At 69.1% G+C, this 19,267-nt stretch carries 18 protein-coding genes; 12 read left to right on the plus strand and 6 right to left on the minus strand.

From position 1 onward, the window contains the following. Window positions 1-7: 7 nt before the first annotated feature. Both EL338_RS06645 and EL338_RS06650 read right to left on the minus strand, forming a co-directional pair. A complete protein-coding gene (locus tag EL338_RS06645; RefSeq protein ID WP_235666390.1) occupies window positions 8-1,516 on the minus strand; it encodes an adenylate/guanylate cyclase domain-containing protein in 1,509 nt (502 codons plus the stop codon). A 132-nt stretch (window positions 1,517-1,648) separates the two neighbouring features. Next, complete coding sequence (locus tag EL338_RS06650) at window positions 1,649-2,515, minus strand: SDR family oxidoreductase (RefSeq protein ID WP_126333002.1); 867 nt, start codon at window positions 2,513-2,515, stop codon at window positions 1,649-1,651. 101 nt (window positions 2,516-2,616) lie between these two features. On the opposite strand from EL338_RS06650, the gene EL338_RS06655 reads away from it, so the two are divergent. From EL338_RS06655 to EL338_RS06670, 4 genes are read left to right on the plus strand one after another with little or no spacing between them, the layout of a single operon-like run. Then, window positions 2,617-4,194, plus strand: coding sequence for a methylmalonyl-CoA mutase family protein (locus EL338_RS06655; RefSeq protein ID WP_126333003.1), 1,578 nt, complete (start codon window positions 2,617-2,619; stop codon window positions 4,192-4,194). Then, window positions 4,195-4,629 carry a cobalamin B12-binding domain-containing protein gene (locus tag EL338_RS06660; RefSeq protein ID WP_126333004.1) on the plus strand — a complete coding sequence of 145 codons (435 nt, stop codon included), beginning with the start codon at window positions 4,195-4,197 and terminating at the stop codon, window positions 4,627-4,629. Continuing rightward, a complete protein-coding gene (locus EL338_RS06665; RefSeq protein WP_126333005.1) occupies window positions 4,629-5,585 on the plus strand; it encodes an LLM class F420-dependent oxidoreductase in 957 nt (318 codons plus the stop codon). Before EL338_RS06660 ends, EL338_RS06665 begins: the two co-directional genes overlap by 1 nt. 44 nt (window positions 5,586-5,629) lie before the next feature. After that, window positions 5,630-6,649, plus strand: a complete 1,020-nt coding sequence (locus EL338_RS06670; protein WP_235666479.1) for a CaiB/BaiF CoA transferase family protein — start codon at window positions 5,630-5,632, stop codon at window positions 6,647-6,649. Here EL338_RS06670 and EL338_RS06675 read toward each other — a convergent pair. Next, window positions 6,637-6,966 carry a 2Fe-2S iron-sulfur cluster-binding protein gene (locus EL338_RS06675; protein WP_126333007.1) on the minus strand — a complete coding sequence of 110 codons (330 nt, stop codon included), beginning with the start codon at window positions 6,964-6,966 and terminating at the stop codon, window positions 6,637-6,639. The genes EL338_RS06670 and EL338_RS06675 overlap by 13 nt on opposite strands. 176 nt (window positions 6,967-7,142) lie before the next feature. On the opposite strand from EL338_RS06675, the gene EL338_RS06680 reads away from it, so the two are divergent. The 4 genes from EL338_RS06680 to EL338_RS06695 are packed head-to-tail and all read left to right on the plus strand — an operon-like array spanning window position 7,143 to window position 11,288. After that, window positions 7,143-8,564 (plus strand): class I adenylate-forming enzyme family protein, encoded by a 1,422-nt coding sequence (locus EL338_RS06680; protein ID WP_126333008.1) that lies wholly within the window; start codon window positions 7,143-7,145, stop codon window positions 8,562-8,564. After that, a complete protein-coding gene (locus EL338_RS06685; RefSeq protein WP_126333009.1) occupies window positions 8,542-9,447 on the plus strand; it encodes an acyl-CoA dehydrogenase family protein in 906 nt (301 codons plus the stop codon). Before EL338_RS06680 ends, EL338_RS06685 begins: the two co-directional genes overlap by 23 nt. Then, the gene (locus EL338_RS06690; protein ID WP_126333010.1) at window positions 9,434-10,525 is read left to right on the plus strand and encodes an acyl-CoA dehydrogenase family protein; all 1,092 of its coding nucleotides are present in this window, start codon (window positions 9,434-9,436) and stop codon (window positions 10,523-10,525) included. Before EL338_RS06685 ends, EL338_RS06690 begins: the two co-directional genes overlap by 14 nt. Before the next feature lies 1 nt (window position 10,526). Further along, complete coding sequence (locus EL338_RS06695) at window positions 10,527-11,288, plus strand: enoyl-CoA hydratase/isomerase family protein (protein ID WP_126333011.1); 762 nt, start codon at window positions 10,527-10,529, stop codon at window positions 11,286-11,288. A gap of 56 nt (window positions 11,289-11,344) precedes the next feature. Here the strand turns inward: EL338_RS06695 and EL338_RS06700 are convergent, their stop codons facing one another. Further along, window positions 11,345-12,109, minus strand: a complete 765-nt coding sequence (locus EL338_RS06700) for an SDR family NAD(P)-dependent oxidoreductase (RefSeq protein WP_126333012.1) — start codon at window positions 12,107-12,109, stop codon at window positions 11,345-11,347. A 94-nt stretch (window positions 12,110-12,203) separates the two neighbouring features. Here EL338_RS06700 and EL338_RS06705 point away from each other — a divergent pair, with 94 nt between their 5' ends. Further along, entirely contained in the window at window positions 12,204-13,109 is a 906-nt protein-coding gene (locus EL338_RS06705) for an ArgK/MeaB family GTPase (protein ID WP_126333013.1), read from the plus strand. A gap of 129 nt (window positions 13,110-13,238) precedes the next feature. Here the strand turns inward: EL338_RS06705 and EL338_RS06710 are convergent, their stop codons facing one another. After that, complete coding sequence (locus tag EL338_RS06710; protein ID WP_126333014.1) at window positions 13,239-13,892, minus strand: TetR/AcrR family transcriptional regulator; 654 nt, start codon at window positions 13,890-13,892, stop codon at window positions 13,239-13,241. Window positions 13,893-14,068: 176 nt separating this feature from the next. Between EL338_RS06710 and EL338_RS06715 the strand changes: the two genes are divergently transcribed. From EL338_RS06715 to EL338_RS06725, 3 genes are all read left to right on the plus strand, one after another. Further along, window positions 14,069-15,085 (plus strand): acyl-CoA dehydrogenase family protein, encoded by a 1,017-nt coding sequence (locus EL338_RS06715; protein ID WP_126333015.1) that lies wholly within the window; start codon window positions 14,069-14,071, stop codon window positions 15,083-15,085. Window positions 15,086-15,088: 3 nt separating this feature from the next. Further along, window positions 15,089-16,264 carry an acyl-CoA dehydrogenase family protein gene (locus tag EL338_RS06720; RefSeq protein WP_126333016.1) on the plus strand — a complete coding sequence of 392 codons (1,176 nt, stop codon included), beginning with the start codon at window positions 15,089-15,091 and terminating at the stop codon, window positions 16,262-16,264. A gap of 109 nt (window positions 16,265-16,373) precedes the next feature. Next, complete coding sequence (locus EL338_RS06725; protein WP_126333017.1) at window positions 16,374-17,972, plus strand: GMC family oxidoreductase; 1,599 nt, start codon at window positions 16,374-16,376, stop codon at window positions 17,970-17,972. Between the two features lie 41 nt (window positions 17,973-18,013). Here the strand turns inward: EL338_RS06725 and EL338_RS06730 are convergent, their stop codons facing one another. Continuing rightward, entirely contained in the window at window positions 18,014-19,072 is a 1,059-nt protein-coding gene (locus tag EL338_RS06730) for an IS110 family RNA-guided transposase (RefSeq protein WP_126332096.1), read from the minus strand. Between the last annotated feature and the right edge of the window lie 195 nt (window positions 19,073-19,267).

The following is a 19,267-nucleotide window of genomic DNA, read 5'->3' on the forward strand; positions in this document are numbered from 1 at the left end:
CCGACGGTCAGTGATCGACGGGCTGGTACATCGCGGTCGGGGTGCTGCGTCCGCGTAGCACCTCGTCGCCGACGTGCTCCCAGCGCCGGCGCTCGACCGCATCGCCGGAGTCGAGCACGGTGGCCGAGCACAGCACCCGCGCCGGGCTGATCTTGGCGCGGTCGGCCAGCCGGGCGGCCTCGTTCACGGGATCGCCGATGACGGTGTACTCGAATCGGAATTCCGCGCCGACGAACCCCGCGAAGACCCGGCCCGCCGACACCCCGATGCCGAAATCGAGCTGCCGGCCGTGCAGCCGGGCGGCCAGGTCGCGCGCGGTGGCCGCGGCGTCGGTGGCCGGGTCCGCGGCGGGCGCGGGCGCGCCGAACACCACCAGCGCCGCGTCGCCCTGGAACTTGTTGATGAAGCCGCGGCGCTGATCGACGACGGCGACGATCGCCCGGTAGAAGTGGTCGAGGACGTCGGCCACCTCGGCGGGGTCGCGGTTGGCGGCGAACTGCGTGAACCCGGTCAGGTCGACGAACAGCACCGACACCTCGCGGACGTCGCGATACAGCGCCTCGTTCTGCTCCACGAGCACCTGCACCACGTCGTCGCCGACGTGGCGGCCGAACAGATCCCGCAACCGGTCGCGCTCGCGCAGCCCGGCCACCATCCGGTTGAACCCGCTCTGCAGCAGGCCGATCTCGGAGCGCTCGTAGACATCGACGCGGCGGCGGATGTCGCCGCGCTCGACGTCGGCCATCGCCTCGACGACCTCGCGCACCGGATCCGAGATCGACCGGGAGACCAGCACCATGCCGCGCAGCCCCCACACCACGGCCACCGCACACAACACCAGCACCGGGATCTCGACCGACGAGGTTCGGTCGATGATCCAGCCGTGCGAGCGGATCAGGATCAGCAGCGCCACCCCGACGCTGGGCAGCGCGCAGCACAACACCCACATCATCAGCAGCCGGGCGATGACGCCCGGCGCGTTGTCCGCAGTGTCCAGCCGCACCCCGTAGGGATCCGCGGCCGCGCTGAGCGGGTGCAAGGTCCGCACGGTGAGCAGCAGCGCGGTGCACACCGCGGCGGTCGCGCCGAAGAAGACCGCGGGGCCCACCAGCACCGTCACGGTGAATGCGTCGTGGGGGTTGGCCAGCACCACGGCCACCCCGCTGGCCGCCCAGGTCCCCGCCAACAGCATCGAGCCGCGGTGCGCGATGCGCAGCGCGGTCTGCCGCTGCTCCGGCGTCGGGGTGGCCCCGGCGACGTACCAGCGCAGGCTCGGCAGCACGTTGAGCAGGCTGCCGACGGTGACCACGATCAGGGCCACCACGGCCAGCGCGATGATCAGCCCGTTGTTGGCCTCGGTGAAGGGCGCCTGGTTCTCGTTGAGCGTCTCGCGGCGCAGGGCGGTCATCACCAGCACCACCTCGGTGACCGCGAGCAGGTGCGCCACCGTGACACCGGCGGCGTAGCGCAACGCGAGTTCGGTGGCGCTCGCCGGCGGCTCAGTCTTCGTCGTCACGCTCCCACCCGGTCATTCGTCGAAGAGAATATCCTCCGCGCCGGCGACGACGGGGATCACGCGATAACCGGTGTTACCTTACGTCGCCGACGGGGTGGCGACGAGCGCTCTCCAAAAAAGAGAGTCAGATTTTCACTGCTTGGGCTCGGCGGCGTCCAGGAACAGATCGGGGATGGGGGTGTCGCCGCCGCCGTAGCGGGACAGGTCGCTGACGCCGGCATCGGTGAGCACCTCGGCGTCGATGAAGCAGCCGGCGGTGACGTCGGCGGCCGGCCGGGACAGGATCGCGACGGCGGCGTCGCCCATGATCTCCGGGCTGCGCGAGGAGGCCGCGAGTTCGGTGCCGGCGGCCAGCGAGGTGACCGCCGCGGTGGCGATGTAGGTCTCGGGCCACAGGCAGCTGAAGCCGATGCCGGCGCTGTCCTCGGTGGCGCGGAACTCCTCGGCCCAGCCCAGCGACAGCAGCGTCATGCCGTACTTGGACAGCGTGTAGGAGGGATGTACGCCCAGCCAGTACGGGCTCATGTTCAGCGGCGGGGCGATGGTGAGCACGTGCGGATTGGCCGACTTGCGCAGATGCGGGACGCACGCCTTGGTCAGCAGGAACGTGCCGCGGACGTTGATGTCCATCATCAGGTCGAACTTCTTGGCCGACAGCGTCTCGGTGGGGTCGGTGGAGATCGCGCTGGCGTTGTTCACGCAGATGTCGACGCCGCCGAAGTGCTCGACCGCGGTGTCGACCACGCGCTGCACGTCCTCTTCCTTGCGCACGTCGCCGATGACGGGGACGGCCTTGCCGCCGGCGGCCTCGATCTCCTCGGCCGCGGTGTAGATGGTGCCGGCCAGCTTCGGGTGCGGTTCGGCGGTCTTGGCCAACAGCACCACGTTGGCGCCCTGGCGGGCCGCGGCGACCGCGATTGCCAGGCCGATCCCGCGGCTGGCGCCGGATACGACGAGGGTCCGGTCGCGCAGCGCGGCGGTGTTGGAACTGTCGGTCATGTCTCTCCCTTGGTCATTTGCACCGTACGATATTGGCATTCTCTTTTTTTGGAAGTACGTTATCCAAGCCTGATCCATAATCTATCCACGACTGGAGCGCGATGGATTACACAGCCTCGACCTCATCCGGGATCCCGGTGGATCCGGTCTACGGTCCTCCCGACCCGCCGGCCGACCCGCCCGCGCCGGGCGAGTACCCCTTCACCCGGGGCAACTTCGCATCCGGGTACCGCGGCCGACTGTGGACGTTCCGGCAGTACTCCGGCTTCGGCACCGCCGAGGAATCCAACCGGCGGTACCGCTACCTGCTCGACCAGGGCGGCACCGGTCTGTCCGTCGCGCTCGACCTGCCCACCCAGTGCGGTTACGACTCGGATGACGCCGAGTACGGCGAGGAGGTCGGCCGCGTCGGTGTCGCGGTGGACACGCTGGCCGACGCCGAGGTGCTCTTCGACGGCATCCCGCTGGACAAGATCAGCACCAGCTTCACCATCAACGGCACCGCGGCCATCCTGCTGGCGTTCTACGTCGCGGCGGCGGAGAAGTCCGGGGTGCCCCGGGAGAAGCTGACCGGCACCATCCAGAACGACATCCTCAAGGAGTACGCGTCGCGCGGCACCTGGATCTGGCCGCCGGAGCCGTCGCTGCGCCTGATCGCCGACACCATCGAGTTCTGCGCCGCGGAGGTCCCGCGGTTCAACGCGATCTCGGTGGCCGGGGCGCACTTCCGCGACGCCGGCGCCAACGCCGTGCAGGAGATGGCCTTCACCCTGGCCGACGGCGTGACCTACTGCGACACCGTGATCGAGCGCGGCCGGATGACCATCGACAAGTTCGCGCCGCAGATCTCGTTCTTCTTCTACACCCACGGCGACTTCTTCGAGGAGATCGCCAAGTACCGTGCCGGCCGGCGGCGCTGGGCCACGATCGTGCGGGAACGCTACGGCGCCGGCAGCGACAAGGCCTCGATGTTCCGGTTCGGCTGCGTCTCCGGCGGTGCCTCGCTGTATGCGCCGCAGGCCCAGAACAACCTGGTGCGGGTGGCCTACGAGGCCATGGCCTCGGTGCTCGGCGGCGTGCAGTCGATGTTCACCGCGGCCTGGGACGAACCGTTCGCGCTGCCCAGCGAGGAGTCGGCGACGCTGGCCCTGCGGACCCAGCAGATCCTGGCGTACGAGACCGGGGTGACGCGGGTCGCCGATCCGCTGGGCGGGTCGTACTTCGTCGAGGCGCTGACCGACGCCACCGAGGAGAAGATCATCGAGATCATGACCGATCTCGAGAACCACGGCGGCATGGTCCGGGCCATCGAGGACGGCTACCTGCAGGGGCTGATCGCCGACGAGGCCTACAAGGTCCACCAGGAGGTCGAGTCCGGCGTGCGACCCGTCGTCGGGGTCAACAAGTTCGTCTCCGACGAGCCGCCACCGGACATCTCCACCTACGAACTCGACGCCGAGGGCCGCGAACTGCAGCTCAAGCGGCTGGCCCGGGTCAAGGCCGAGCGCGACAGCGACGACGTGGCGGCCAAGCTGGCCGCGCTGTCGCGGTCCGCCGAGGGGACCGACAACCTGATGCATGCCCTGATCGATTGCGCCAACGCCTACTGCACCGTCGGAGAGATGGTGTCCGCGCTCAAGGCGGTCTGGGGCGAATTCCAACAACCGGTGGTGTTCTAGATGACTGACGTTGCAGACAATCCGGCGCGGATCCTCGTCGCCAAGCCCGGCCTCGACGGCCACGACCGCGGCGCCAAGATCGTCGCGCGCACGCTGCGGGACGCGGGTTTCGAGGTGATCTACACGGGGATCCGCCAGCGCATCGAGGACATCGTGTCCATCGCCGTGCAGGAAGACGTTGCGGTGGTGGGTCTTTCGATCCTCTCCGGTGCGCACGTGGCGCTGACCGCGCGGGTGGCCGAGGCGCTGCGCGAGGCCGACGCCGGTGACATCGCCGTCGTCGTCGGCGGCACCATCCCGCAGGGCGACGTGCAGAAGGTGCTCGACGCCGGGGCCGCGGCGGTCTTCCCGACCGGCACCGCGCTCGATGTTCTCGTCCGTGATGTCCGCGCGCTGACCGGTTCGCCGGTCGCGACCGAGGGGAGTGCAAGCTGATGCGACTTGGTGTGATGATCGGGGCCGAGCGCGGCGACATGTCCCGCAAGGTCAAGAAGTTGATCGCCGACATCGAGTGGGCCGACTCGGCGGGGCTGGCCACCGCGTGGATGCCGCAGGTGCCCGACGACTTCGACCTGCTGAGCATGGTCGCGCTGATGGCCTCGCACAGCACTCGCATCGAACTCGGCACCGCGGTGGTGCCGCTGCAGGCCCAGCACCCGATTGCCCTTGCCCGCCAAGCGCTCTCGGTGCACGCGATCTCCGGTGGCCGGCTCGCGCTGGGGGTGGGGCCGTCGCACCACTGGATCATCCGCGACATGCTCGGCCTGCCGTATGACAAGCCGGCCGCCTACACCCGCGACTACCTGCAGGTGCTCAACGCGGCGCTGAGCGGGCCCGGCCCGGTGGACGTCGAGAACGACAACTTCACCGTGCATAACCCGACCGCGCTGGCCGCGGAGACCCCGATGCCGGTGCTGGTCGCCGCGCTGGGGCCGGTGATGCTGCAGATCGCCGGCGAGCACGCCGACGGCACCTCGCTGTGGATGGCCGACGAGAAGGCCATCGGGGAGCACATCGCCCCGAAGATCAACAAGGCCGCCGCCGAGGCCGGTAAGCCCGCGCCGCGGATCGTCGCCGGCATCCCGGTCACGCTGTGCGCCAACTCCGAGATCGAGGAGGCCAAGGCGCGTGCCGACCGGATCCTGGCCGAGGCCGAGACGTCGCCGAACTATCAGCGCCTGCTCGACCGCGGGGACGCGCGCACCGTGGGGGATCTGTGCGCGGCCGGTGACGAGGAGTCGATCCTCAAGCGGTTCAAGGCGTTCGCCGATGCCGGCGTGACCGACCTGTCGGTGCGGTTGCTGCCGATCGGGGACAACCGCGACGAGCTGGTCGCCTCGAAGTACCGCACCCGCGAGGTGATCGCCGAGCTCGCCAAGCAGGTGTCGTGAGTTCGGGCCCGCTGGCCGGGATCCGGGTGCTCGAGGTCGGCACCATGCTGGCCGGGCCGTACGCGACGATGATGCTCGCGGACCTCGGCGCCGAGGTCATCAAGATCGAGCCGCCGACCGGAGACATCTCCCGGCAGGTCAGCGACAGCTACTTCGCGAGCCTCAACCGCGGCAAGCGCAGCGTCTGCCTGGAACTGGGCACCGAAGAAGGGCAGCGCCGGCTCGGCGAGCTGGTGGCCGAATCCCATGCGCTGCTGGTGAATCTGAAGCCGTCGGCGATCCTCAAGCTCGGGCTGACCTACGAGGCCCTGCGGCGGCACAACGACAAGATCGTCTGCGTCGCGCTCACCGGTTTCGGGCTCTACGGCGGCGACGACCCGGCGTTCGACTACGTGGTGCAGGCCGCCACCGGGATCGCGGCGCTGACCGGCGATCCCGACGGGCCGCCCACGCTGCCCGGGTACTCGTCGGCGGACAACTCGACCGGATTGACCGCGGCCCTGGGCCTTTTGGCGCAGATCGTGTCCGGCCGCGGCGGGCAGATCGACGTGTCGCTGCGCGACGTGATGCTCTCGCAGCTGAACTATCACGCCTCGGCGTACCTGAACGACGGGGTGCGCCCGCAGCGGCGGCCGAACGGCGCGCACTCGTTCTATGTTCCGGCGCAACTGTTCCCGACCGCCGAGGGGCATCTGGCGCTGTTCATCACCCACGACGGGTTCTGGCGTTCGTTCGCCACCGAGGCGGGTCTGACGGCCGGCGCGCAACTGCCGTTCGCGACCATGGCCGAGCGCGCCGAGCGGCGCGACGAGGTGCTGGCATTGGTGTCCGACGCCCTGGCCACCGACACCGCGCAGGGCTGGGAGGCGCGGCTCAAGCCGCTGGGCATCCCCGCCGCGGCCGTGCGATCGCTACCCGAGGCGCTGGAGGCGTTGCCGGAGATGGTGGTGGCCGCGGGGCAGTACCGGCTGGTGGGCAGCTCGGTGCGGATCGACGGGTATGAGCCCGACTACCGGCCCCCGCCGACGCTGGACGAGTACGCCGAAACTGCTCAGCAGTCGTAGTCGACGACGACGGGTCCGTCGGGGGTGCCCTGGCAGGTCAGCACGTAGCCCTCTTCGACCTCGTCGTCGTCCAGCGCGTCGTTGACCCGCATGGTGGCGGTGCCGGAGGTCAGCTTGGCCATGCACGTGCCGCAGTTGCCCGCCTCGCACGAGAACGGCGGGGTCATGCCGGCCCGGCGGGCGGCTTCGAGGATGGTCTCCCCGTCGCGCAACGGCACCTGCGCGGTCTTGCCGTCGAGCTGGATCGTCACGCCGCCTTGGTCGTCGCTCGCCGACGTCGGAGTGGTCTCGGTGTCGCTGGACATCTGAACTGTCATCACCCCATCCTCGGGCCTCGGTTTGCAAACTGGTATGTGTATTCTACCCTAACGAGAATAGTATTCTCATACCGCGATAGCATCTTCTCAAGTCTGCCAGGTCAGACGCCTGCAGCCCGCCGTGGCCCACAGGTCGTAAAGGAGACGCTGACACTTCGAGCTGTCGAGGAGGACCGATGCCCGATCCGGTCGTTCTCGCATTCGAAGAGCGTACCTATCGGCGTTCGGAGCTCGCGGCCCTGACCGACGGGCTGGCCACCGAGTTGGCGGCCCGCGGCGTGCGGGCCGGCCGGCGCGTGGCGCTGATGTCCTCGAACCGGCCGGAGTTCGTCGCGGCGCTCTTCGCGGTGTGGCAACTCGGCGCCTCGGTGGTGTTGCTGAGCCCAGCCTGGAAGCGGGCCGAGGTGGCCGCGGCACTCGCCCTGACCGAACCGCAGCACGCCGTCGGCGATCAGCCCGTGCTGGCCGAACTGATGCCGATGCGCCATCTCGACGAGCCGATCACCCCCGGTGCGCCCGCATCGGCCGTCACCCCTGCCGGCGACACTCCCGCCGACGACACCGAGGCGGTGCTGGTCTTCAGCTCCGGCACCACGGGGCTGCCCAAGGCCGTGCGGCACACCCACGGTTCGTTCCGGGCCGCCGTCGGGCACTGGCGCACGGTGCTCGAACTCGGCGAGGGGGACCGGCTGCAGATCGTCACGCCGCCGACGCACATCCTCGGGCTGCTCAACATCGTCACCGTGCTCGACGCCGGCGGCTGGTTGCGCCTGCACCGACGCTTCGACATCGACGCGATGCTGCGGCACATCGAATCCGACGGCATCACCGTCGAGATGGCCGTGGCCCCGATCGCGTTGGCCATCGCGTCGCACCCCGACCTGGAATCGTTCGACCTGTCCTCGCTGCGCTACCTCATGTGGTGCGCCACCCCGGTGACCGTCAGCGTGGCCGAAGAGGTGACCCGTCGCACCGGCGTCGGCTGGACCACCGCCTACGGCGCCAGCGAGCTGCCGGTGCTGGCCTGCAACGATCTGCGCGACGGGCCCCTGGACACCGTCGGACGCGCCGCACCCGGCGTGCGGCTGCGGGTGGTGTCCCTCGAGGACGGCACCGTGCTGCCGGCCGGCGAAACCGGGGAGATCCAGGCGCAATCGGAGTCCCTGATGACCGGTTACCTGCCGGCCGAGGCGACCCCGGCCGCCCTGGACGACGGCTGGTACCGCACCGGCGATGTCGGCCACCTCGATGACCGCGGCTATCTGCGGATCACCGACCGCGCCAAGGAGATGATCAAGGTGCGGGGCTTTCAGGTCGCCCCGGCCGAGATCGAGGCGGTGCTGCACGGGCATCCGGCGGTCAGCGACTGCGCCGTGTTCGGCGTGCCGCACCCGGCCGACGGCGAGTCCGTGGTGGCCGCCGTCGCCACCAACCAGAATGTGCCCGCCGAGGAGTTGATCTCGTTGGTCGGGGACACGCTGGCGTCCTACAAACGTCCCACCGAAATTGTTTTCGTGCCAGAGATTCCGCGCCTGCCCTCGGGCAAGGTGCTGCGTCGCGTGCTGAAGGAGCGCCATGGATGTACGTCTGACAACTGAGCAACAGCAGCTGCGTGATGCCGCTGCCAAGCTTGCCGATGACCTCGGACCGGGTTCGGTCGCCGAGCTCGACGACGACGGTCGAATCACCCGGCTGGACAAGCAGATTGCCGTCACCGGCTGGCGTTCGCTGCGGTCCGACGAGGCCTCCGGGGTGGAGGTCGCGATCGTCGCCGAGGAGTTCGGCCGCGGTCTGGTGGACGCGCCGTTCCTAGGACCGGTGCTGGCCGACGACCTGGCCCGCCGCCTCGACGGCGTGGACGCCGCCACGGCCACGGTGGCCATCGACGGCCGCGCGGTCGACGCGCGCGGGAGCACCCGGGCCCTGGCACTCGACGGCGCCACCGTGCTGGGCGCCGACCTCGCCGGGACCGTCGCGAACGCGGATCTGACCCGCGCCCGCGCCGAGGTGGGCGCGGCCGAGTCCGTGGGTTCGATCACCGACGAGGAGGCGCAGCGCTGGTACGCGCTGGCGCTGGTCGTCACCGCCGCCGACCTGGTCGGGGTGTCCCGCGGCGCGTTGAACCTGGCCGTCGAGTACGCGAAAATCCGTGAGCAGTACGGCAATACGATCGGCTCGTATCAGGCCGTCGCGCACCTGCTGGCCGAGAGCCTGACGCTCACCGAGGGTGCGGTGAGCGTGCTGCGGCATGCCGCCTGGGCCGTCGACGAACTGCCCGCCGCGGAAGCGGTGCGCGCGGCCAAGGTGGCCAAGCTGTACTGCGCGCGCAGCGCCCGCACCGTCTGTGAGACCTCGATTCAGGTGCACGGCGGTATCGGCAACACCTGGGAATGCCTGGCGCACGTGTACCTGCGCCGGGCGCTGACCTCTACCGAACTGTGGCCCGTCAAGTGGGAGGACATCGATCTTGGACTTTCGTGATTCCGCCGAGGAAGCGGCGTTCCGGCAGCGCCTGCGGGAGTGGCTGGCCGTGCACGCCAAGGAATTTCCGACCTCCGGTGACGAGTACTGGGCCAAGGCCGGCGAGTGGCACCGCGCCCTGTACAAGGGCGGGTTCTTCGGGCTGTCCTGGCCCAAGGAGTACGGCGGCCAGGAGTTGCCGCCGGTCTACGACGTCATCCTCGACGAAGAACTGGCGCGGGCCGGCGCCCCGGCGCGGCCCAGCCTCGGGTACCTCGTCGTCGGCCTCGGGCACCACGGCAGCAAGGAGATCCAGCAGCGCTTCCTGCCCGGGATGATCGACGGCACCGAGCGCTGGTGCCAGGGCTTCTCCGAACCCGGCGCCGGCTCCGACCTGGCGTCGCTGACCACCACCGCCGTGCTCGACGAGGACGGCAAGAACTACGTCATCAACGGGCACAAGATCTGGACGAGCTATTCGGATGTGGCCGACTGGTGCCTGGTGCTGGCCCGGACCGACCCGGAAGCCAAACGGCACCGCGGCATCTCGGCATTCATCTGCTCCATGCACCAGCCGGGCATCGAACAGCGTCCGCTGCAGATGATCAGCGGCGTCACCAAGGAGTTCGGTCAGGTCAGCTTCGAGGACGTCAAGGTCCCCGTCGAGAACATGGTCGGCGCCCCCGGTGAGGGGTGGCCGCTGGCGATGACGGTGGTCAGCCACGAGCGGGAACCGTCGACGCTGGGTTTCGCGGCGCGCTACGACAAGATCGTGCGGTCGCTGGCCAAGCGCACCGAGAACCCGTCGGAGGAACTCGTGTGGGCGGCCGTCGAGGTGGAGATGCTCACCCACCACGTGCGCCGTCGGCTCTCCGAACAGCTCGACGGGTTGTCGCACGGGCCCAACGGATCCATCGACAAGCTGCTGATGACCTGGGTCGAGCAGACCGTCGGGCACGCCGCGCTGGACGTCGCCGGCACCGACGACGAGGAGATGCTGGGCGCCTACATGTACAGCCGCGCCCAGAGCGTCATGGGCGGCACGTCGCAGATCCAGAAGAACATCATCGCCTCGCGCATCCTGGGATTGGGAGTCTGAAATGTATGGAATGCCAGCAGAAATCGACGTCCAGGCCGACGGCCCGCTGCGGATCATCACGCTGAACCGGCCCGATGCCCTCAACGCCGTCAACGACGCGTTGCACGTCGGACTGGCGCACCTGTGGGAGGCGCTCAACGAGGACGCCGAGGCGCGCGTGGCGGTGCTCACCGGGGCCGGCCGGGCCTTCTCGGCCGGCGGTGACTTCAACTACCTCGACGAGCTGCGCAACGATGAGGCGTTGCGCACCAAGACCATCAAGCACGGCCGCGACCTGGTGATCGGCATGATCCGCTGCCGCATCCCCGTCATCGCCGCGGTCAACGGGCCCGCCGTCGGCCTGGGCTGCAGCCTGGCCGGCATGTCGGACATCGTCTACATGGCCGAGACCGCGCACTTCGCGGACCCGCACGTGCAGATCGGTCTGGTGGCCGCCGACGGCGGTCCGCTGGTGTGGCCCAGCCAGATCAGCTTCCTGCAGGCCAAGGAGTTCGCCTTGACCGCAACGAAGATCACCGCACAGCGGGCCCTCGAGCTGGGCATGGCCAACCACGTGGTGGCCGACCCGCTCAGCGAGGCCATCGCCTGCGCCAAGAAGATCCTGGAGTTGCCGCAGCAGGCCGTCGAGGCCACCAAGCGGCTGATGAACATCCAGCTCGAGCGTTCGGTGATGGCGTCGCTGGACTACGCCAACCTCAGCGAGTACGTGTCGTTCGGGACCGCGGACTTCAACCGCATCGTCGACGGCCTCATCAAGAAGTAGTGATTTCGGCGTGATCTCCCACGCTCACCGTGGGAGATCACGCCGAAGTCGCAGGGCTACTTGGGCGGGAAGCGCAGGGCGCCGTCGAGGCGGATCACCTCGCCGTTGAGGTAGTCGTTCTCGATGATCGACGCCGCGAGCTGCCCGTACTCGACCGAGCGGCCCATCCGCTTGGGGAACGGCACCTGCGGCCCCCAGTAGGCCTCCAGCTGATCGGCGGCCTGCCCGTAGGCGGGGGTGTTGATGGTGCCCGGGGCGATGGTGACCACCCGGATGCCCAGCGGCGAAAGGTCGCGCGCGGCAACCAGAGTCATGCCGATCACGCCGCCTTTGGCCGCCGAATAGGGGAGCTGCCCGATCTGCCCCTCGTAGCCGGCGACCGACGCGGTGTTGATGATGACCCCGCGCTGCCCCTCGTCCAGCGGTTCCTGCTTGGCGATCGCGGCGGCCGACAGCCGCATCACGTTGAACACCGCCGTCAGGTAGAACTCGATGGTGGTCTTGAAACCGTCGAGGCCCAGCGGGCTGCCGTCCTTGCCGATCAGCCGACCGCCGGCGGCCGGGCCGCCGTGGGTGTCGACCGAGATGCGCAGCGGCCCCAGGGCTTCGGCCTCGGCGAGCGCGGCCAGCACGCTCTCCTCGCTGGTGGCGTCGGTGCGGACGTAGCGCACGCCGAGTTCGGACTCCAGCGCCTTACCCTTGTCGTCGGCCATGTCGGCAACCACCACTTTGGCGCCGGCGCCGTGCAGCCGGCGGACCGTGGCCTCGCCGAGTCCACCGGCGCCGCCCACGACAATCGCCGAGGTCCCCTGGATTTGCATACCGTTTCCCTTCGTGAAATTCGGGCTCTCGGATGACGAGAATACGCCTCTCCTAGGATTGGGGGCGACCCTCCGGCGCAAGGACAGATAATCCATGGTTGTGACCCGCGAACTCCCCGCCACCACCGAGTTGATCAAGTCGGCCAAAGCGGGCTCCATCCGCGCGGCCGGTCGGCTGCTGAGCCTGGTCGAGGGCCCGCGCCGCGCCGAGACCCTGACCGTGCTCGAGCAGTTCGAGTCGGCGCCGGCGCGCGTCGTGGGGATCACGGGCCCGCCCGGGGCCGGGAAGTCGACGACGGTCGGCGCGCTGGTCGGGGCGTACCGCGAGCGCGGGGTGCGGGTGGCGGTACTGGCCGTCGACCCGTCCTCGCCCTACAGCGGCGGGGCGCTGCTGGGCGACCGGATCCGCATGGTCGCCCATATCAACGACCCCCAGGTGCTGATCCGCTCGGTGGCCAGCCGCGGGCACCTCGGCGGCCTGGCCGCGGTGGTGCCGGCCGCGATCCGGCTGCTCGCGGCCCTCGATTACGGGCTGATCTTCCTGGAGAGCGTCGGCGTGGGTCAGTCCGAGGTCGAGATCTCCGCGGTCGCCGACCCGACGGTGGTCATCCTCAACCCGGGCGCCGGCGACGCCATCCAGGCCGCCAAGGCCGGGTTGTTGGAGGTCGCCGATCTGGTGGTGGTGAACAAGGCCGACCGCGACGGCGCCGATCAGACGGTCCGCGATCTGCATGCCGAGACGTCCGCGCCGATCCTCAAACTCGTTGCGGCACAGGGGGAGGGGCTGCCGGAGGTGGTGGAGGCCATCGAGGCGCACCACCGCGCGGACACCCCGGAGCGCCGGACGGCCCGGGCGCGCGCGCAGATCTTGTCATTGGCGCAGAGCCGACTGCAACGCCATCCGGACCTCGCGCGGTTGGCCGCCGCGGTCGCCGACGGCAGCACCGACGCGTACTCGGCTGCCGACGTGTTGGCGGGGCTCACCGACAAGCGGGGCTGACGACTTGGTTGAGAATCTCGGATCCGGTCGGGCGTGTCGCTGACCGCCGTCGGCGTTCGACGGTTTTCGAGACGTGGGACACAATCGCTGTAAGCGTGGTTCTAGACCACAGAGAACGCGGTTCTGCCGCTACTCGGCGGCGAATCCGTGGGCGCAGAACGCCCAGACTTCCTCGGCGGCGATGGGGTTGACGGCCTCGTCGTCGGCCGGGGCGCTGGACTGCGCGGTGAACATCACCGTCTGCATCGTCATCGCGGCCATCCGTCGCGCGTTGACTCCGGCGCGCAGCCGGCCGGCCGCCTCGGCGGCCTCCATCAGTTCGGTGAACAACGAAATCAGCGGGGCGTGCGCCACCCGGACCTCGTTGGGATGCGAGATCAGCAGTTGCGGCGCGAAGTCGGTGAACAGCGGTCGCTTGGCGGTCGGGTCCGGCCGGGACAGCTCGAACAGCAGCTCGATTGCCACCTTGAGCTGGTCCAACGGGTCGGCCTGACCGGACGTGGCGGCGCGGATCTGGTCGGCCGCGCGGCTCAGCGCATCCTCGAAGAGCGCGAGCAGCAGTTCATGCTTGCCGTCGAACTGGAGGTAGAAACTGCGCAGCGACTGCCGGGAGCGGTCGACGACTTCCTGGACCGTGAAGTCGGTGCTGCCCTTCTCGGTGATGATCGCCTGGGCGGCGTCGAGGAAGCGTTGCACGCGCTGGGCGGCACGCAACTTCGCGGTCTTGATGGACCGCTCGACGGCACGCTGCTTCCACGCGGGCTCTTCGCTGGGACTGCTCATCGGGCTACCGACCTGCGGCCCTGTGGAAAGTGCATGCAAGAACTGTACCGGACGAACTACCCGCGATGGGACGTCGCGAGGCCGCTTTATGAGATTCTTACTCGCTGATGTGGAGAATGCTATTCTCCGAACGCGAAACTATCGCGACATCACACTTTGACGAGGAAGGGCGGCCCATGCTGCTGGAGCTGAATTCCGACCAGCGGTTGTGGCGCGACACCGCGCGCGACGCGCTGGCCAAGGAGTGCCCCGCGTCCCTGGTACGCGCCATTGCCGAGGGGGACGACGCGCAGGACGCCTCGGCCCCGCTGTGGAAGTCCTACGTGGCCAACGGTTGGACCGAGCTGACCGACGCCGAGGAGACCGTGGAACTGGGCCTGCTGGTCGAGGAGTTGGGGCGGGCCACCGACCCGACGCCCTACCTGGCCACCCTGACCCAGTTCAACCCGCTGGCGCCGGAAGCCGCCGACCCCAAGCTGTCCGGGGCCGCGATCTATGACGGGGTGACCGCGGCGCGCGTCGCCGACGGCTGGGTGCTGGACGGCACCGCACGGCACGTGCTCGACGGCGACCGCGCCGAACGCATCGCGGTCTCGACGCCGGCCGGGGTGTTTGTCGTTGCGCCCGAGAAGTATTCGGCCCGTCGCGTCCCGGTCTTCGACCCGGTGCTGCACGTCGCGGAGGTGACCTTCGACCGGGTGCTGGTGGCTCCCGAGGACCGCGTCACGGCCGCCCACAGCGACCACGCCGCCCGCGCCAAGGACGTCGCGCTGACCGGCCTGGCGCTGACCATGGTGGGCGCCTGCCAGCGGGTGCTGGACATGGTCCTCGAGCACGTCGGTTCGCGCCAGCAGTTCGGCGTCCTGATCGGCTCGTTCCAGGCCGTCCAGCACAAGGCCGCCGACATGCACGTCGCCATCGAGCGGGCCCGCGCGCTGTCCTACTTCGCCGCGCTGACCATCGCCGCCGACGACCCGCGCCGCCGGCTGGCAGCGGCCATGGCCAAGGCCTCGGCCGGCGAGTGCCAATCCCTGGTGTTCAAGCACGGCATCCAGCTGTTCGGCGCCATGGGCTTCACCTGGGAGAACGATGTCCAGTTCGCGCTCAAGCGCGCCAAGGCCGGCGAACTGCTGCTCGGCGGCGCCGCCGAGCACCGCGCCGTGGTGGCCGACATGGCCCTCGCGGAGGTCTGAGCCGTGCAACTGACCTTCGACGACGACGTCGAGAAGTTCCGCTCCGAGTTCATCGCCTTCCTCGACGAACACCTGCCGGATCCGGCGACCACCACCGAGCGCTCGACCTCGACGGCCGACGTTCCCGAGTGGGCGCGGCAGTGGCAGCGGGTGATGTTCGACAACGGTTGGTTGCTGCCCGGCAGCCCGCCGGAGTTCGGCGGCCGCAACGCCGACATCCTGCAGCAGTATGTGTACCGCGACGAGCTGTCGCGCCGCCGGATCTACCAGAGCTACAACCCGCAGGGCGTCGGCATCATCGCGGCCTCGCTGCTGTCCTTCGGTAGCGACGAGCAGAAGCAGAAGTGGGCGGTGCCCATCCTGCGCGCGGAGATCACCGCGGCCCTGGGCATGAGCGAGCCCAACGCGGGCTCGGATCTGGCCTCGCTGCGCACCACCGCGGTGCGCGACGGCGACGACTTCGTGGTCAACGGGCAGAAGGTCTGGACCTCCGGGGCGCACGACGCCGACGTGGTCCTGACGTTCGTGCGCACCGACCCCGACGCGCCGAAGCACAAGGGCATCAGCGTGCTGGTGGTCCCCACGGACACCCCGGGGGTGACCTGCCAGCCGTTCGCCTCCATCTGCGGCCGTGAGGATCTCGACTTCAACGAGGTGTTCTTCACCGATGCGCGGGTGCCCGCGGAGAACCTGATCGGCCCGCTCAACGAGGGTTGGAAGGTGGCCAACGGCTCGCTCGGCCACGAGCGCACGCTGCTGTGGCTCAGCTACGCCGACTGGCTCGAGCAGCTGATCACCGACTTCCGGCCGAAGACGCCGCTGGAGCGGGACCAGTACGCCACGCTGTACATGGACGCCCAGGCGCTGCGGTTGCTGGGTTCGGTCGCGGTGGCGCGCGAGGCCCGCGGCGAGCAGGACGTGGCGGCCCTGTCGGTGCTCAAGCTGTTCGGCTCCGAGGCGTTCCAGAACGCGGTGGGGAATGCGTTGGAGGCCGCGGGTTCTGACGGGTTGAGCCACCCGATGTCGACGGCGCCGTTCGCCCCCTTCGGCGAGGACGCACCGACGACGAGTTGGTTCGAGCGCTACGCCCGTAGCTTCGGCGGCACCATTGCCGGCGGAACCTCGGAGATCCAGCGCAGCATCATCGCCCAGCGGGTGCTGGGTCTGCCCCGGGCATAATCGCGAACCGGCCGCGAGCGGCCACCCAGGTACAGAAATCTTCGCGGATCTGTACCTCGGTGGCCGCTCGCGCTGTTTTTGGGGCACCTCTGCCGTACACTCGTACAGCATGAGCTTCGACTACATCATCGTCGGCGCCGGTTCCGCCGGCTGCGTCCTGGCCAACCGGCTGAGCGCCGACCCGGATGCGCAGGTGCTGCTGCTCGAGGCCGGCGGGCTGGACCGCAACCCGTTCTTCACCATCCCCAAGGGTGCGGGCATGCTGTTCGAGAACGATAAATACATGTGGCACTACGAAACTCAGCCGTTCGGGCCCGACGCGCATGTCGAGCAATGGCTGCGGGGCAAGGTGCTCGGCGGCTCCAGCTCCATCAACGGGATGGTCTACAACCGCGGCCACCGAGCCGACTACGACGGCCTGGAACGCCTCGGCAACAAGGGCTGGGGCTGGGAGGAGATGCTGCCCATCTTCAAGGGGTTCGAGGACAGCCAGTTCGGCCCGTCGCCCACGCGCGGTGCCGGTGGGCCGCTGCACATCTCGGTCCCGCGCGAGCCCGACCCGCTCTGCGAGGAGATGGTCGCCGCCGGGGCCGCGGCCGGCCTGACCCGCGTGCAGGACCTCAACGAATCCGACGAGGAGCGGATCGGCTTCACCACCTCGAACATCAAGGACGGCCGCCGGGTCAGTGCCGCGACCGCGTTCCTCAAGCCGGCCCGTCGCCGACCGAACCTCACCGTCGCCACCCGGACCATCGCGCAGCGGGTGCTGTTCGAGAACGGCCGGGCCGTCGGCGTCCAGGTCATGCACAAGGGGAAGGCCTCCGAGGTGCGGACCACCGGGGAGGTGATCCTGGCACTCGGCAGCCTCAACAGTCCGAAGCTGCTGCAATTGTCCGGTGTGGGGCCTCGGGAGGTATTGGCCGCCGCGGGGGTCGGGCTGTACCTCGAGCGCGCCAACGTCGGCCGCAACCTACGCGAACACCGCTGTGCCGCACTGCGGTTCCGCCTCAACGAGGATCTGGGCTACAACAAGCAGATCTCCGGAAGCGTCGCGCAGGCGCTCACCGGGGTCCGGTACCTCGCGACGCGCAAGGGGCCACTGGCCGCGCCGGCCTTCGACATCGTGGCGTTCCTGAAGACCGACCCGGCGGCGGACCGCCCCGACGCCCAAGTCATGATGGGGCCCTGGACGATACCGACCTACAACACCGGTGACCCGGTCGCGATCGAACGTCAACCCGGGGCCTCGTGCCTGGGGATGGTCCTGCGACCGACGTCGGTGGGCTCGCTCGAGATCACCTCCGGCGACCCCGCTGCGCCCGTGCGGATCGACCCGAATTACCTGGGCACCGACGACGACCGCGCGGCCACCGCGAATCTGCTGCGCAGGATGCGCAGCATCTTCGAGCAGTCTCCGATCGCCGAGCGGATCAGCCACGAGACCTACCCGGGGCCCGAGATCCGCAGCGACGAGGAGTTGGTCGACGCCGCGCTGGAGGGCGGCTACTGCGGGTATCACGCGACGGGGACATTGGCCATGGGGCTCGACGACGAGGCTGTCGTGGACAGTCGACTGCGGGTGCGGGGCATCGAGGGCCTGCGCGTGGTGGACTGCTCGGTCATGCCCACCATGGTGTCGGGCAACCTGAACGGCCCGATGATGGCAATGGCCTGGCGCGCAGCGGATTTCATCCTCGCCGACCGCTAGCCCCACCCCCGCTCGCCCACCCCGCGAGCATTGCTCCTATGTCAAGCGGCGGCGGTTTGGTGGGTGTGGTGTCGTGATTGTTCGTCGGCGTGGAGGCGGTTGTAGACGACTCGTGCCAGGCGTCGTTTGAGGCAGCGCAGTGCCTCGGCTTTGGTTTTGCCGTCCTGGTCGATGCGTTTGCGGTAGTAGGTCTGGCCGGGGCTGTCGGCTAGGCGGGTCTGGGTGAGGGCGATGCGGTAGAGGGCGGCGTTGAGTTGTCGGTTGCCTGCTCTGCTCAGACGTACCCGGCCGGCGGTGTTGCCTGACCAGACCGGGATGGGGGCGGTGCCGGTGTGGCAGGCGAACGCGGCTTCGTTTTTGAAGCGGGTGATGCCGGCGGTTTCGCCGACGATCTTGGCGGCGGTCAACTCGGCGCAGCCGGGCAGTGCCAGCAGCTGGGGGGCCACTGCCCGCACCGCGGTGCCGATGCGCTTCTCGAGTTCGTTGATGCTCAGGGTGAGCCGGATGATGTCACCGAGTTCGTCGGTGGCCAGCTCGGCGAGTAGCCCGTCGATGGTGGCCAGCCAGGCGGCCATGGCGGTCTGGGCTTTGGCGCGGGTGAGTGCTTTCTTCTTCAAGATTTGGGTGGGGTCGAGTTCGTGGATGCGGCCCAGCAGTCGGTTGATCGTCGAGGTGCGTTGGGCGACAAGGTCTTCGCGTCGATCGACGAGCAGTTTGAGTTCGCGGGAGACCTCGTCGTGAGCGGCTACGGGCAGATCCGGGTGGCGCAGGACTGCGCGGGCCACGGCCAGCGCGTCGATGGGGTCGGATTTGCCTTGGGTGCGTGCGCCGGCGCGTTCGTGGGCCATCAGCTTCGGTGCGACCCGCACGACCTTCTGACCCGCCGACAACAGGTCCCGCTCCAGGCGCGCTGATAGATTGCGGCAGTCTTCGATACCCCACAGCAGGTCCTCACCGAAGTTGGTCTTGGCCCAAGCCAACGCCTTGAGATGGCCTTCGGTGGTGGCGGGGACGGTCTTTTCTCCTGCTTTGCGGCCCCGGTCGTCGACGGCGACGAAGGTGTGGCTGCGCTTGTGTACATCGGCTCCAAGAACCACCATGGAGGTGCCTTCTTTCCTCAGATGTGGATGGGTAGAAGGTTGGGCCGGCCGGCGGACACATCTCAGTGGGGGCGATGCCACGCTCCTATCAAGTCACGCCGGTCGGTCCTTCCCACCTGATATCGGCACAATGCTCGCTAGCCAACCCCGAAGAGCAGCAGTGCGCGTCTGAGCCAGACACCAGGTGAGAAGAAC

The organism is Mycolicibacterium chitae, assembly GCF_900637205.1.
In the GTDB taxonomy this organism is placed as follows: Bacteria; Actinomycetota; Actinomycetes; order Mycobacteriales; family Mycobacteriaceae; genus Mycobacterium; species Mycobacterium chitae.

Coding starts and splice junctions, on each gene's coding strand:
- EL338_RS06650 (WP_126333002.1), bottom strand. CDS start 2,515: ATGACCGACAGTTCCAACACCGCCGCGCTGCGCGACCGGACCCTCGTC.
- EL338_RS06655 (WP_126333003.1), top strand. CDS start 2,617: ATGGATTACACAGCCTCGACCTCATCCGGGATCCCGGTGGATCCGGTC.
- EL338_RS06660 (WP_126333004.1), top strand. CDS start 4,195: ATGACTGACGTTGCAGACAATCCGGCGCGGATCCTCGTCGCCAAGCCC.
- EL338_RS06665 (WP_126333005.1), top strand. CDS start 4,629: ATGCGACTTGGTGTGATGATCGGGGCCGAGCGCGGCGACATGTCCCGC.
- EL338_RS06670 (WP_235666479.1), top strand. CDS start 5,630: ATGCTGGCCGGGCCGTACGCGACGATGATGCTCGCGGACCTCGGCGCC.
- EL338_RS06675 (WP_126333007.1), bottom strand. CDS start 6,966: ATGACAGTTCAGATGTCCAGCGACACCGAGACCACTCCGACGTCGGCG.
- EL338_RS06680 (WP_126333008.1), top strand. CDS start 7,143: ATGCCCGATCCGGTCGTTCTCGCATTCGAAGAGCGTACCTATCGGCGT.
- EL338_RS06685 (WP_126333009.1), top strand. CDS start 8,542: ATGGATGTACGTCTGACAACTGAGCAACAGCAGCTGCGTGATGCCGCT.
- EL338_RS06695 (WP_126333011.1), top strand. CDS start 10,527: ATGTATGGAATGCCAGCAGAAATCGACGTCCAGGCCGACGGCCCGCTG.
- EL338_RS06700 (WP_126333012.1), bottom strand. CDS start 12,109: ATGCAAATCCAGGGGACCTCGGCGATTGTCGTGGGCGGCGCCGGTGGA.
- EL338_RS06705 (WP_126333013.1), top strand. CDS start 12,204: ATGGTTGTGACCCGCGAACTCCCCGCCACCACCGAGTTGATCAAGTCG.
- EL338_RS06710 (WP_126333014.1), bottom strand. CDS start 13,892: ATGAGCAGTCCCAGCGAAGAGCCCGCGTGGAAGCAGCGTGCCGTCGAG.
- EL338_RS06715 (WP_126333015.1), top strand. CDS start 14,069: ATGCTGCTGGAGCTGAATTCCGACCAGCGGTTGTGGCGCGACACCGCG.
- EL338_RS06725 (WP_126333017.1), top strand. CDS start 16,374: ATGAGCTTCGACTACATCATCGTCGGCGCCGGTTCCGCCGGCTGCGTC.
- EL338_RS06730 (WP_126332096.1), bottom strand. CDS start 19,072: ATGGTGGTTCTTGGAGCCGATGTACACAAGCGCAGCCACACCTTCGTC.